The 14,136-nt window shown below is 47.7% G+C and carries 12 protein-coding genes; 1 reads left to right on the forward strand and 11 read right to left on the reverse strand.

From position 1 onward, the window contains the following. Window position 1: 1 nt before the first annotated feature. The 11 genes from KJS52_RS11805 to KJS52_RS11855 form a co-directional block, all read right to left on the reverse strand. Complete coding sequence (locus tag KJS52_RS11805; RefSeq protein WP_373871360.1) at window positions 2-1,411, reverse strand: UDP-N-acetylmuramoyl-tripeptide--D-alanyl-D-alanine ligase; 1,410 nt, start codon at window positions 1,409-1,411, stop codon at window positions 2-4. A gap of 189 nt (window positions 1,412-1,600) precedes the next feature. After that, complete coding sequence (locus tag KJS52_RS11810) at window positions 1,601-3,553, reverse strand: stage V sporulation protein D (protein ID WP_213515286.1); 1,953 nt, start codon at window positions 3,551-3,553, stop codon at window positions 1,601-1,603. Between the two features lie 145 nt (window positions 3,554-3,698). Then, window positions 3,699-6,089 carry a penicillin-binding protein gene (locus KJS52_RS11815; protein ID WP_213515288.1) on the reverse strand — a complete coding sequence of 797 codons (2,391 nt, stop codon included), beginning with the start codon at window positions 6,087-6,089 and terminating at the stop codon, window positions 3,699-3,701. 11 nt (window positions 6,090-6,100) lie between these two features. Further along, window positions 6,101-6,475 carry a cell division protein FtsL gene (gene ftsL / locus KJS52_RS11820; RefSeq protein WP_213515290.1) on the reverse strand — a complete coding sequence of 125 codons (375 nt, stop codon included), beginning with the start codon at window positions 6,473-6,475 and terminating at the stop codon, window positions 6,101-6,103. A gap of 42 nt (window positions 6,476-6,517) precedes the next feature. Continuing rightward, the gene (gene rsmH, locus KJS52_RS11825; RefSeq protein WP_213515292.1) at window positions 6,518-7,468 is read right to left on the reverse strand and encodes a 16S rRNA (cytosine(1402)-N(4))-methyltransferase RsmH; all 951 of its coding nucleotides are present in this window, start codon (window positions 7,466-7,468) and stop codon (window positions 6,518-6,520) included. A 27-nt stretch (window positions 7,469-7,495) separates the two neighbouring features. After that, window positions 7,496-7,933 (reverse strand): division/cell wall cluster transcriptional repressor MraZ, encoded by a 438-nt coding sequence (gene mraZ / locus KJS52_RS11830; RefSeq protein ID WP_213515294.1) that lies wholly within the window; start codon window positions 7,931-7,933, stop codon window positions 7,496-7,498. A gap of 129 nt (window positions 7,934-8,062) precedes the next feature. Then, a complete protein-coding gene (locus KJS52_RS11835; RefSeq protein WP_213515296.1) occupies window positions 8,063-9,319 on the reverse strand; it encodes an adenosylhomocysteinase in 1,257 nt (418 codons plus the stop codon). Between the two features lie 287 nt (window positions 9,320-9,606). Continuing rightward, window positions 9,607-11,250 carry a bacillithiol biosynthesis cysteine-adding enzyme BshC gene (gene bshC, locus KJS52_RS11840; protein WP_246563468.1) on the reverse strand — a complete coding sequence of 548 codons (1,644 nt, stop codon included), beginning with the start codon at window positions 11,248-11,250 and terminating at the stop codon, window positions 9,607-9,609. A 142-nt stretch (window positions 11,251-11,392) separates the two neighbouring features. Further along, entirely contained in the window at window positions 11,393-11,746 is a 354-nt protein-coding gene (locus KJS52_RS11845) for a DUF3397 domain-containing protein (RefSeq protein ID WP_213515298.1), read from the reverse strand. A gap of 46 nt (window positions 11,747-11,792) precedes the next feature. Next, window positions 11,793-12,755, reverse strand: a complete 963-nt coding sequence (locus KJS52_RS11850) for a ketopantoate reductase family protein (RefSeq protein WP_213515300.1) — start codon at window positions 12,753-12,755, stop codon at window positions 11,793-11,795. 127 nt (window positions 12,756-12,882) lie between these two features. After that, the gene (locus KJS52_RS11855) at window positions 12,883-13,527 is read right to left on the reverse strand and encodes an RsfA family transcriptional regulator (RefSeq protein ID WP_213515302.1); all 645 of its coding nucleotides are present in this window, start codon (window positions 13,525-13,527) and stop codon (window positions 12,883-12,885) included. Window positions 13,528-13,810: 283 nt separating this feature from the next. Here KJS52_RS11855 and KJS52_RS11860 point away from each other — a divergent pair, with 283 nt between their 5' ends. Beyond that, window positions 13,811-14,047, forward strand: coding sequence for a DUF2626 domain-containing protein (locus tag KJS52_RS11860; RefSeq protein WP_213515304.1), 237 nt, complete (start codon window positions 13,811-13,813; stop codon window positions 14,045-14,047). Window positions 14,048-14,136 lie beyond the last annotated feature (89 nt).

The following is a 14,136-nucleotide window of genomic DNA, read 5'->3' on the forward strand; positions in this document are numbered from 1 at the left end:
CTCACCCCTTTTCCAAAGCTTCGACAACCTGCTCCATCTTCATACCTCTCGAGCCTTTCACCAGAACGAGATCTTCCGGCATTACGCGAGGCAGCAGCCAAGCTATTAAAGCTTCCTTCGTTGAAAAATGCTGCAATTGCTCACTATCGGAAAAATGTTCGCTTGCGCCCTGAATAATGTGTTCAGCAAGCGTGCCGTATGCCACGACCGCATCTACCTTTGATGAATCTGCATACTGTCCCATTTCCAAGTGAAGCTTGGCTTCATCAGGTCCGAGCTCAAGCATATCTGCCAGCACCAGCCATTTTTTGCGGAAGCCGGTCAGATTGGCCAGCAAGTCAATCGCTGCCCTGGTTGCAGTCGGGTTGGCATTGTAGGCATCATTAAGAATAATCGCCCCGTTGTGGGCTTTCGCAGGCGCGATCCGCATGCCGCTAATTTGCATCGCTTCAAAGCCGTGCTTAATCTGGTCTGCCGGGACGCCGAACAAGCGCGCCACTGCAATTGCTGCCAGTGCATTGCTTACATTATGACGGCCCGGTATGGCGATATGTTGCTGTCCCACACTGCACGCCGCGCCCAAATAACGCACCTCAAATGTGCTGCCAAACGGGTCAAGCTCAATGTGCGAAGCGGACCAGTCATTGCCCGGCGCAAGCCCGAATGTTTTCTTCTCAATCGTCTGCGGCATAAACAGCTTCGCCATTTCTTCCTGCAGCAAAGGCTCATCGCCGTTGTAAATGAATACGCCCTCTTCGCCAAGGCCTTGAATAATTTCCAGCTTGGCTTGCGCAATGCCGCGCCGACTGCCAAGCTGCAGCATATGCGCATCTCCAATATTCGTTATAATCGCTACATCAGGCTGAGCAATTTTAGTAAGCAGCTCAATTTCGCCAAAGCCACTCATCCCCAGCTCTACTACAGCGACATCCGTATCCTCTTCCAATGCAAGCAGCGTCAGCGGCAAGCCGATATGGTTGTTGAGATTGCCTGCTGTTTTGCTTACTTTATAAGCTGTACCGAGCAAAGCGGCTGTCATGTCCTTGGTCGTCGTCTTGCCGTTGCTGCCAGTAATCGCTACGACTCTCGTAAACAGCTCACTGCGGTAGCTCATCGCCAGCTTCTGCAGAGCAGCGAGCGTATCGCGCACATGCAGAAAAGGGATATGCGCCAAATCTTCAGGCACAGGCACGCCTTTTTTCCAAAGCGCCGCCTTCGCTCCATTTTGCACCGCCTGATGAATAAATTGATGGCCATCAAACCGCTCGCCGACGATCGGCACAAACAACTCGCCTGCTGCTTCACGAGAATCGGTCTTAATTCCTTGTACAACAAGCTCTCTATTTTCGGATTTAAGAATTGCACCACTCATATCGGCAAGCTGTGCAACTGTTCTAGTAATCAATATCATTATCTCCTTTACTTTGCCGGGCCTTGAAGCCTACATACTTTATATTATACAGCCCGAACAATATACTACCTCGCAATGGCTTGACAATTCAATAGCTTTTTTTAACAATTATGTAGAATGAATTAGAAACATGCTTTTTTATTATAGCATGAGTTGCGCCAAGCGAGTGAAAGAGAGCTTATCTTTTTATTAATGCTGATGCCCGGCACCCTCTGGCAAATCCGACTCGTCTCCGAGATAAATGCGAATCGTTGAGCCTCGTTCAACACGCTCGCCCGCCGCGGGCGCCTGCTTGATGACAGTATTGCCTGTACCGGCGCTCGTAAGATTAAAGTTCATATTCAAATCCTCGTAAATTTCCACGACTGTTTTGCCTACAAGATTCGGAACAGTTACTACCGGTGTTTCCCCGTAGCGATATAAGCGATCAATTTGCTTCTCCCGCTTCGGCACCTCAAGAATTTGCAAGGAATCCTCCAATATGTTGCGTACAATAGGTGCGGCAACTACGCCGCCGAATTGAATGCCCTCAGGGTTGTCGACCGCAACATAGACGACGATTTGCGGGTCATCTGCAGGAGCGAACCCGATAAAGGATACGATATGCTCCGAGGTAGAATAGCGTCCATTTACGACCTTTTGCGCGGTTCCTGTCTTGCCCCCTACCCGATAGCCATCAATAAAGGCATTGCGTCCTGTGCCGAGCGCCACTACGCTTTCCAGCGCTTCGCGCACTTGCTTGGAGGTTTCCTCCGATATGACCTCGCGCACAACGGTCGGCTCATTGCGCTGGACGACCTCGCCGCTTTCCCGATTGATCCATGCCTTGGCTACGTAAGGCTTGTATAGCTTACCGCCGTTAATGGCGGCGGAAACGGCTGTAATCTGCTGAATTGGCGTTACTGAGACCCCTTGACCAAATGCGGTAGTCGCCAGCTCAACCGGACCAACCTGACTAAGCTTGAACAGAATGCCGTTTTCCTCACCGCCGATGTCGATGCCTGTTTTTGCGCCAAAGCCGAAATTGCGAATGTATTCAAAAAGGGTAGTTTTACCGAGACGATTGCCTAGCTCGACAAAGCCCGGGTTGCAGGAGTTTTCTACAACCTGCAGGAAGGTTTGGCTGCCATGCCCGCCTTTTTTCCAGCAGCGCAGTCTGGCTCCGCCAATTTCTACTGCTCCACTGTCGTAAAACCGCTCATTTTTCAAATCAACCTTGTTTTCCTCCAGCGCGGCAGCAAGCGTAATAATTTTGAAGGTGGAGCCTGGCTCATACGTCATCCAGATTGGCAGGTTGCGATTATAGACCTGTGCGTCAACCTCCTGATATCGGCTAGGGCTGAAGGTCGGGCGACTGGCCATACCTAAAACTTCTCCTGTATTCGGGTCCATCGCAATCGCAATGATCGCGTCCGCATTCAAGCTCGTCATTGCCTGATCAAGCTCGCGCTCCATTACAGTTTGAACCTGCTGATCGATTGTCAGCTGAAGCGTCAAGCCTTCCTGCGGCTCAATATAGGTGTCGGATGAATTAGGCATTTGGCGCCCTGCGGCATCGGACAAAAAGCTGACCATACCGCCAGTACCAGTCAGCTTGTCATTATGGGTAAGCTCAAGGCCCGTCAAGCCTTGATTATCAATGCCCGTAAAGCCGAGCACATGCGCTGCCAGCTCATCATACGGATAATAGCGCTTGTTGTCCTCGGCTACGACAATGCCGGGCAAATTGAGCGCTCTTATTTCAGCAGCCTGCTCAGTGGTCATTTTCCTCCCGCCTGGACCAAGCTGAATAATCATTTGCTTTTTGGAGATTTTTTCTAAAATTTCATTCTCCGTCATCGACAGCAAAGGCGCCAGCGTTTTGGCAGTCGTATCCTTGTCCTTAACTTGAACCGGAATGGCCCATACCGTTGGCGTACTAATATTATAGGCAAGCCGAACGCCATTGCGATCCCAAATTTCTCCGCGCTTGGCCACATACGGAATGTTGCGCCGCCAGGAGTCCTCTGCCCGTTCTGACAGCTCTGTCCCTTTAACCAACTGAACATAGCTTAATCGAACAATTAATCCAATAAACGCAGCAATTGCAATTAACAAAATAATAAACAACCTGCGTCTTACTGTTACATTTGAAACTTTCATCGCCATCCCCCTAACATTGAAGCTGCATGTCGATTTAAACGATCCTTCTCTTCATGCCTATTCAATGCTGGGACAAGATAGAACTTGTACAGTACAATCAAATAAAGGAGAAGCGCTGCTGCAAACAGCCTTCTCCTTTAGCAAGCTAGGTTTGATCTGCTTCACTGCTGCTGTCCTGCTCAGCGGAGGAATCAGTCTGCTTCTCGTCTTCAGTCTGATCCTCGTTCTCCGTTCCAGCCTCTTGCGTATCCTCTTCTACATCATCAGTCTGCTGCTCGCCTTCAGTCTGCTGTTCTCCTTCAGTCTGCTGCTCGCCATCGGCTCCATCAGTCGTATTAGCTGGTATATTGGGCGTATATTCTGATTCTACCAGCGGCTTAAGCTTAATGCTCAGCACTCGCTTGCCGCCGTTTTCTGCAAGCTCCTGAGCGTAAATATAGCCGCTGCCTTCAATATTCAGCTTGACGCCTAGCAGTGCTGTAATTTCCACTGCATCGCGCAAGGAAGCGCCGATTAAATCAGGAACAACAAGATCTTCCTTCTGCTCTGTAATAAGATAAATCTTTTGCGTCGGATGGACGAGCGAGCCCGCTGCCGGAATTTGCTGCTCGACTATCGTTCCATCGCCCACAAACTCGAAGTTAAGCCCTGAAACCTTCAGCTTTTCTTTGGCAAGCGCACCCTTCATGCCCGTAACATCAGGCGTTTTGATCATCGCTTCTGTCTTCGCATCCTCTTGTTCATCGTTTTCTGCGATCACCTCATAGCTAGGCGCAATTTCCAGCTTGCGCAAGCTTTTCAGCAAAATTTCACGAAACACTGGAGCTGCTACCGCACCACCGCCCGCTAACGGATCGTTCGGCTCGTCAATCAGTACATAAACGATCAATTGCGGATCCTCGACTGGCGCATAGCCGATAAAGGATACGACAAACTTGTCTTCTGAATATCCCGTTTTACCTTTGACAACCTTTTGCGCCGTACCGGTTTTACCTGCAACGCGATATCCTTCGATGTAAGCATTGCGTCCTGTACCGTTAACGCGGTCTGAAACAACCTGCTCCAAATATTCGCTGGTCAGCTTCGAGCTTTGCTCCGAAATGACGCGGCGCACTACGGTAGGCTCTGTCACGGTCGTCGTCTTCGTAACGGGATCAGTAATGCTCTTAACCAAATACGGCTTCATCAGCACCCCGCCATTTGCTACTGCTGCTACAGCAGCGACCTGCTGGATTGGCGTGACAAGCACGACCCCTTGCCCAAATGTTGCCGCGGCAATATCGCGCGGATATTGGAAGCGAATCGTACCTGTTGCTTCATTAGGCACTTCAATGCCCGTTTTTTGAGCAAAGCCGAAGTTCGTAAAATATTCTCTCAGCTTCTCGCCGCCCAAGCGCTCATAGCCGAGCTTAACAAAGGCAACGTTACTGGAAAATTTCAAGCCGTCCAAAAAGCTGATCTTCCCCCAACCGACCCGATTGTGGTCTTTAATCGGCGTCGGGTCGCCGCTGACCATAATGCTTCCTGATTGATAGTATTCCTCGGGATCGAATACCCCTTCTTCAACAGCAGCGGCCAAGGTAGCTATTTTGAATGTAGAGCCTGGCTCATAGAGCGAGCCAACCGCATGGTTGTACATATTCGCATAATCGTATTTACCGTATTCATTCGGGTCGAAATCAGGGATATTGGCCATCGCCAAAATTTCCATTGTGTTCGGATCGGCAACGATCGCGGTAGCGCTTTTCGGATTATACTTGCGTGCAACCTCGCGCAGCGCTTCCTCCGCATACAGCTGAATGTCATGATCAAGCGTCAACTGGATCGTTTGCCCATCCTTAGGTGCAATGTACTCCACATCGCTTCCTAAAATTTGTACGCGCTGACCATCCTTTTTGTAGCTGATGTAGCCGTCTTGACCTTGCAAAATATCGTCGAAGGTCGACTCTATCCCCATTTTGTATTCTCCATCAGAGCTAATATAGCCAACAATTTGCGAGGCCAGCTGATGGCGCGGATAAAAGCGTTCAAATGTTTCTGCAAGGTAGATGCCTGTGTCAGAGCCTTTCTTCTCGCTAATTAGCTGTTGCTTCAGCTCTTCAGAAAACTCTTTAATCTGATCGGCTACTTCCTTTTCAATTTCCCAGCCGCCCTTGCGCAGCTCGCGGTTGGCAAAATAGCTGCCATCCTCGCGCTTGGCGTTCAAATGCCCTGTAATATAATCCTTGTCGACGCCTAAAATAGACGTCAGACCTTCAGCAACTTCATCGGCGATATCAAGACTATGAATAAGCGTAGGATTAATCGAAACATTATAGGCTAAAGCGTCCATGGCCAGCACATTGCCGTTGCGATCCGTAACCGTACCCCGCTTTGCCGGAAATTTCTCGGAGGTAGACCAGCGCTTTTCCGCCATTTGCAGCCATTGTGCGCCTTCGACAATTTGTGTTTTATAAAGATGAATAATGAGAAAGAGAAAAAGGAGGGTTACAAGCCCTCCAAGCGTCAGCGTCCGTAATTTGATTCGTTTAATCATCGTTTCACTTCCTATTCAAGCTTTGCTGTACCTTCGAGCGTTGAAGACTTTTTGACGACGATACCTGAATCAAGATTGCTGGACATGCCGTTGGCTTCTGCAAATTCTCGAATCCGCTCCGGATCGCTTAATGTTTGCACCTCTCGCTGCAGCTGCTGCACTTCAAGCTGGACGCCTTGAATCTCTGAATTGACTTGTTTGATATGTAGGTTAATGTCGTAGATCTCCGCATACCTAAATATAATGATACTAGCAACGACAACAACAGCTAGCACAGTCATCAAATAAAGCAGCTTTTCAGCTACTGGAATGGATTTTCTTTTTACTACTTTTTTTCTAGTTTCGCGAACGACGTAATCCTGTTGCTTTTTACGTTTCGGTTTCATTGCTAGATTTCCATCATAATGATAGGCCACGAATAATCCCCCCTACAATTTTTCTGCTATTCTTAATTTAGCCGATCTTGCACGAGGGTTCGCTTCCAGCTCTGCGTCGCTCGGTACGATTGGCTTTCGATTGACTAATTTTAATACCCCTTCATTACCGCAAACACACATCGGAAAATCAGGCGGGCACGTACATTTCTCAACATACTGGGCAAATGTCTGCTTGCAAATTCGATCCTCCAGCGAATGGAATGTAATGACCGATATTCTGCCTTGTGGAGCTGTGCAGCGAACCGCTGCCTCCAGCGCTTCTTCCTCGGCACCAAGTTCATCGTTAACGGCTATACGCAGCGCTTGAAACGAACGTTTTGCAGGATGTCCACCCGTTCTTCTCGTTGCTGCCGGAATCGCATTTTTAACAATTTCTGCAAGCTGCGAAGTCGTAGCAATCGGCTCAAGCTGGCGCTGCTTAATGATGGAGCGAGCAATATTGCGGGCGAACTTTTCCTCGCCATACCGATCCAGTATGCGAGCAATGTCCCGTTCATCCCATTCATTGACAATATGATGAGCGGTCAGCTCCTGCTCGCGGTCCATCCGCATATCAAGCGGAGCATCATGATTGTAGCTGAATCCTCGCTCTGCTTCATCCAGCTGCGGACTCGATACGCCCAAATCGAACAAAATCCCGTCAACCTGTGGAATCCCGTCCTTCATTGGAACGTTGCATGTCGCAAGCTGCTGCTCCAGGTGACGAAAGTTGCTGCGCACAAGCGTCACTTTATCCATATAAGGTGCTAGCTTGATTTTCGCATTCTCGTGCGCCCAATCATCCTGATCAAAGGCAATGAGCCGTCCATATTCGCCCAATGCAGCTGCAATGCGAGCGCTATGACCCGCTCCGCCTAAAGTACAATCTACATATATACCGTCTGGCTTAATGTTAAGTCCTTCAACGGCTTCCTCCAACAATACGGTAGTGTGCGAAAACACCTGCATCCCTCAATTCTCGATGTCATACTAGAAATTAAAATCAAAATCTACGAGCTTTTCAGCAATTTCATTAAAGGCCTGTTCAGATTGCTGATAATAGCCTTCCCAAGATGATTTGCTCCATACCTCAACGCGATTGGATACACCAAGCACCATACATTCCTTCTCCAGCTTGGCATATTCGCGCAAATGCGGTGGAATATTCACTCGGCCCTGCTTGTCCAGCTCACATTCTGTAGCACCTGAGAAAAAGAAACGTGTAAACGCACGTGCATCAGATTTCATTAGTGGAAGTGATTTTAGCTTCTGCTCTAAAATGGCCCATTCATCGGAGGGGTACACAAACAAGCAGTTATCAAGGCCACGTGTCGCAATAAAGTTTGCACCAAGCTGATCGCGAAATTTTGCAGGGATAATAAGCCGACCTTTATCATCGATCGAATGCTGATATTCTCCCATGAACATAATTTCGCTCCACCCCTTCCCCTTTTCGCTCCACTTCCCCCCACTTTCCACCACTAAGCTGATAAATTCGCCGCACAAAAGAAAAATCCTGCTTATTCAGCAGGATTTTAAAAAAATAGTTCTATTTATTCACTTCCAACTATCGAGGTAGTCCATTTGCCCTTGCGTCAGCGCATCCAAGCCCATTCCGAGCGCTTCCAGCTTATATTTTGCGACTTGCTGATCGATCTCATATGGCACGTTGGCTACCACTTTGCCCATCGTTTTATAGTGATCGTTAACATGCTTCAAGCTGAGCGCCTGCAGCGCAAAGGTCATATCCATAATTTCCGCAGGGTGACCGTCGCCGGCAGCCAGATTGACCAAACGCCCTTCTGCAATCAAATAAAATTTGCGGCCGTCAGCCAATGCGTATTCTTCAATGTTGCGGCGCACGACACGATTGCTTACACTAATCGCTGCCAAATCTACTTTGTTAACCTCTACATCGAAGTGTCCGGCATTCGATAAAATCGCGCCATCCTTCATCACTTCATAATGCTCCTTGCGGATCACATCGCGATTGCCCGTTACCGTTACGAAGAAATCGCCATGCTTTGCCGCTTCCAGCATTGGCATCACCGTAAATCCGTCCATATACGCTTCAACCGCTTTAATAGGGTCAATTTCCGTTACAATCACTTGTGCGCCAAGCCCTTTTGCTCGCATCGCCACCCCTTTGCCGCACCAGCCGTAGCCAGCCACAACAACGGTTTTACCTGCTACTACAAGATTCGTAGTGCGGTTAATTCCGTCAAACACCGACTGTCCGGTGCCGTAGCGATTATCGAACAAATATTTACAATAGGCATCATTTACAGCTACCATTGGAAAGCTGAGTGTGCCTTCCTTCTCCAAAGCCTTCAAGCGAATAATGCCTGTCGTCGTTTCCTCCGCTCCACCGCGCAGGTTCACTCCATATTCCTTGCATTCGCTATGCAGCAGCGTCACAAGATCGCCGCCATCGTCGATAATCAGGTCAGGCTTGCTTTCCAGCGCTTTAATATTCAGCTGCTTGAACTCCTCTGACGTTGGATTATATTTGGCAAAAACGGTTATGCCATCCTCAACAAGCGCGGCACAAACATCATCCTGCGTAGAAAGCGGATTGCTTCCCGTAATCGTCACTTCTGCTCCACCCGCTTGCACGACCTTAGCCAAATAAGCGGTTTTCGCCTCCAAATGCAGCGAAATCGAAACCTTCAAGCCTTTAAATGGCTGCTCCTGCTCAAATTGCTCGCGTACGCGATTCAGTACTGGCATATGGCTGCTCGCCCAATCTATTTTCAAATGCCCCTCCGGTGCAAGCGATAGATCGGCAATTATACTATTTTGTTTAGCGCTCATATTCATCCTCCATACCATATTTAGTAACTTTACTTACAGCATATCATGAAGTTCAAACAAAGGTTCAAAATTTGGGATTTTGAACCACCCTTCCAATGAAAGTTCAAAAATCGGCTTTCAGGACCAAGAAGATGGCACGATACTAGAAAGTGAGGAGCGCAGCGTAGGCCAATTGCTACGTGAGCACCGGAACTTTCGGTAGCGTGACATATTCGCCGTCGACTACGCTACAACGCGGTCACATCGTCATCAAAGCCCTGCTTTTTGAACCACCTCTAAAAGCATACTTATAGAAATACAATTTCATGACCACCAATCCTCGAATACGGCGCATGCAGCAGCGCATCCAGCCAGGCGCGATCATAGCGATTCCAGTAAGAAATCATCGACAGCACCCGCTCCTGCGGCTTGCCTGCAGGCTTCAAGGACAGCTCAATGCGGTCAAGCTGGCGAATTGCCGCTTCAAATTGCTTCTCTTGAGCGTCAATCGTTTTCCCTTCCATGTAGGAAATTTGCTCTAAAATTTTCGCCATATTCGTATCGCCCAGCTTGGCAAGGCCGCTTTGAATCGAACCAGCCAGCTCGAGCAGCGGTTCATACATCGCGATAAACTGCTGCTTCACCTCGGCAAAGCGCTGCTCGATATGTAGCTCATCCTGCTGCTGCAGCCATCCTTTTTTCCGCTCCTGGTAATGATCCATTACATCGTGGAAGCTTAGTCCGTATTTGTCCATATTTTTCGCAATAATGCCTTCTACTAACGTATAGGACATGCGCGGCACAATAATCGGCATTTCCATGCCCAGCTCGGCAAATGCTTTTCCGGTCAACGCCCAGTACGAAATTTCACCTGGACCAAGCACCGTTGCAAGAACAGGGAACACGTAATCCTGCATCAGCGGTCTTGTCAGCACATTGTTGCTGAAGCGGCTCGGTTCTGCTTCCAGCAAATGCAGCAGCTCTTCATAGCTCAAGCGCAGCTGCGCCTTGCGATCCTGAAACGAGCCATCCTGCTTATACAGCAAAATGCGATCATCGCCAAATTGCTTTGCGAATATGAACAAGTTGCTGCTGCCGGCAGTAACATCGGCTTGCAATGAATATCCCATTTCACGGATGGCAGCAGCAGATGCTAGATAGGCCGCTTCCAGCTGATCATTATGCTCTAGCAGCTGCTTGAACATTGGACGCTCCAGTTCGCGCAGCGGCGCAAAGTCGGAGTCGATCAGCAGCAAGCCGTGCGCAGCAAATAAGCTGTGCATAATCGCAGCAAAACAAGTCGATAGCGATTCACTTTGCTCGCTCAGATGTGTCAGCTCAGCAATTAACCCTTCCTTGAACTCCGAGCCTGGCAATTGCTCTGCCAGCTCGGCAATCGCTTGCTGCCATTGCTGTTCGCTTACCGGCGTGCGGCTTACTGAAGTACGCTGCTCACTGCTCTTTTCGATCGACAGCTTTTTCAAGCTTTGGTCCGGTGCGATTACATGCGTATGATTAACCTCATCCCAATCGTGATCCTCTCCCGCAATCCAGAACACCGGTACTACCGGACGTCCGAGCTGCTCGCTAGCCGCCCGCGCAGCCTGAATAATCGATACTGCTTTATGAATGACAAGCAGCTGTCCTGTCCATAATCCCGCCTGCTGACCGCCAACGACTACCTGCGCACCTTGCTCAATCAATTGCAAATTGCGCTCCTGCTGCTCACTTAGCTGAAATGGCTGATGATACAAACGCAGCACCTTCGCCAGCTCCTCAGGCTTAAGCCGCTTGTCAGCAAGCTGCTCAAGGCGAGCAGAGCGCGCTGCCCAATCCTCATTACGTCCGCTATAGTAGCCGTACAAACTCTCCACTACTTGCGGTTTGCCATGTATATAATCTGCAGCCAATTGCTGGGCAATTGGCAATTCATATTTCTGAACCTCTGTCACGGTTTCAACCTCCTGTATCATCTTCAAGCCTACTCTATAACGATACATTATTCCCGCTTTAATGTACATCTCTCATTTTGTATACAGAAGCAAACAACGTCTCTGCAGTAGCAGAGACGCCGTATACTTGCGCTGAGCTGAGCTATACGGTGAAAGCAAGCTTCAGCAAAACAATGATATGTAACACAATGTAAAGCAGGACTGTAATAAAGAAGGTAATCCTCCATACAACTCGTATAATTTTTTTCCAAGGTATAGCGCCATCTTTTCGATAATAGCTGTTTCCGAGCAAGCCTGCACCAATGATCATAACTAAAAAAATTCCGTAAAGTCCAAAGCGGTTATTAAATAACGTATTTAATAATGCTCCGACATTGAAAATAAAAAATATCGTCGATATATCCATTGCCATTCGAATTGCATATTTTCTTTCCTTGCCAAAAGCGATCAAGCCAAAGCATGCAACTACAAACGTCAAAACAGGAAATATAGCCATCCCCGAAAAAATATATTTAATGATATCCCACATAAGCTCTGAACGCTCACTCCTTTTGATCAGGATGCAGTGCTTCGATCATATGTACCAGACTTTCATTTAAAGGCGCCTGCAGCTTGTGTCGCGCCGCAATAGCTGACACAGCACCATTTATGTATGCAACTTCTGTTTCTGCTCCCCTTAATATATCTGCTCTCATCGATGAAGTATTGTCAGCAGTAGCGCTGCAAAGCTGTAAAATATGTTCAAAACGATAAGCCGCGATAGTCGGCTCCTCGATCAGCAAAACCTGCTTCGTTTCTGCAAACAGCTTTTCCATCAGCCTGCGCCGCGTTGTGGATTGCGGCAGCTCTCCGTTGGAAACATTGAACAAGGCGGTTAGCGGATTAATCACTGCATTTCCTATCAGCTTATAGTAGACTTGCTCTTTGATGTTTTTCGACATAAAAGCGGTAAATCCTGCCTTTTGCAGTGCTTCCTCGATATTTTTCTGATGTTTATTGTCTCTATCTCGTCCAAGCTCATCGCCAATCCATGTTTTGCCTTGGCCTGCATGTGCAATAATTGCCTGATCCAGCCGCTTTGCCGCTTCGCTCGTAACTGCCGTCAGCACAGGCAATTGCAGGCGAGAACCAAGCTTGGCGATATGGCCAACACCGTTTTGCATCGCAACAACCGCTTCATAACGCCCTGAGCGAGCCAGCTTGTCCAGCTCATGCAGCAGCTGCTCATTTAAATGATGCTGCTTTACGGCCAACACCATATAGCGGGAATCGGCAGCCTCTCGCAGCTCATCATGCTCAGCAGATTCGCTGCCAATTGCTTTGCAGGCCGGCTTAAGCAGAGACTTGCTCCCATCCCCTAGACTTTGAAAGACGATGCCTTGCTCCTCTAGCAATTTCGCCTGCTCTTCTGTGCGGCTCCACAGCTGCACATCATAATTGGCAAGCAGCAATTTTACAGCGAACAATAATCCGATTGAACCCGTACCGACAATATCAAATTTCATTCTGCTCTCCTATCGAATGCTTTGATTCTTTTATACCAGCATACATGAACAACAAAAAAAGCGCTACAGTTAGCGCGTGTATGAAAACCCGCCCTTATGTGCAGCACTTTTTTCGCCTTGCTCTTTCCTATTCAATTCGTTCAAGATTGCCGTTCGCATCCATTTTGAATTTAGGCTTGTTTTCTTCCTCTGTATTTAGAATTGTTAAGCGACGCGCCCGGTCCATAATTTGAATAAGAGTTTTGTAATCATCATTAACCGCGTGGTAATCGGATTGAACGCTATTGACTTCCTTAGTCAATCTTTCATTTTCCTGACGCAGTCTTTGCAGCTCTTCCTCTTTCTCTCTTATGCCTTTCTCGTAGCTGCGTACCTGACGAGACAGCTCCTGATAGGTTGTTTTCCACTCACGTAAAAAACGAATAACTGCATCAATTGATAGGCTCTCTTCAAATGATGGCTCTGATTTTACTGTACGCTCCTCTGTTTCATATACAGAAACAGAAGAAACCTGGGGCAGCGACGCAGCCTGTTTTTTCATATAGTTGCGCTTATGACGCTGCTGCTTTGCAATTTGGATAGCTTCCTCATATTGTTTTCTAACAAAGCTATTCCATCGAAATCCACAGGCAGCTGAGGTGCGGCCGATACGCTCGCCAACCTCCTCAAAGGCAGAAAGCTGCGTGCTCCCTTCTCTAATATGACGCAATGTCACCTCGGCGAGCATAAGATCATCGTCCGGCGTCCATGCATCCTGTCTAATAGCTGTCATGCTTATATTACCTCCTTAAACATTTCAAAATAAATCAAAAGGCACTTACTTATCTCTATGTTCTTAGTAGAGTTCATAGAATCTATTGGTTACTATTTTGTATAACCATTTTCAAAAAATCTCATACATAAAACTTCATATTCATGAACATACTATGAACAAGTTCACAATAAAGACGAAATAAATTCATTTTTTCGACATGGGGATAGTTTACACTTTGAGTGCCTAGCGATATAATGTAACTTAGGAATTTGGGTCGTTCAACAAGAAAGGGGGTTGCTGCATGGCACGTATGTATCGTGTGCTAGGCTTTTGGTGTCTAGTAATTGGTCTAATGGCATTTGCAGGTCATATGTACGAATTTTCACTGTTATTTTTGGCTCAAGCAGCCGCGTTCGTATTTCTTGGCTATTTGAAGTTCTCCGAAAAAACTTACATAGCAATGTTTTGGGGATATATGGTAATCTCGTTTGTTGGATTCACATATTGGTCAGTCTTCAAGATGAGCATACCGTTCTAAACCCAGCCTTACGAAAGCGTTCAATAAGCCCGCTTTTTGAACATTTTCTTTTATGCAAACAGGTCGTACAAGTTCCTCTTGTACGACCT

Source organism: Paenibacillus montaniterrae, assembly GCF_018403185.1.
Classification (GTDB): domain Bacteria; phylum Bacillota; class Bacilli; order Paenibacillales; family Paenibacillaceae; genus Pristimantibacillus; species Pristimantibacillus montaniterrae.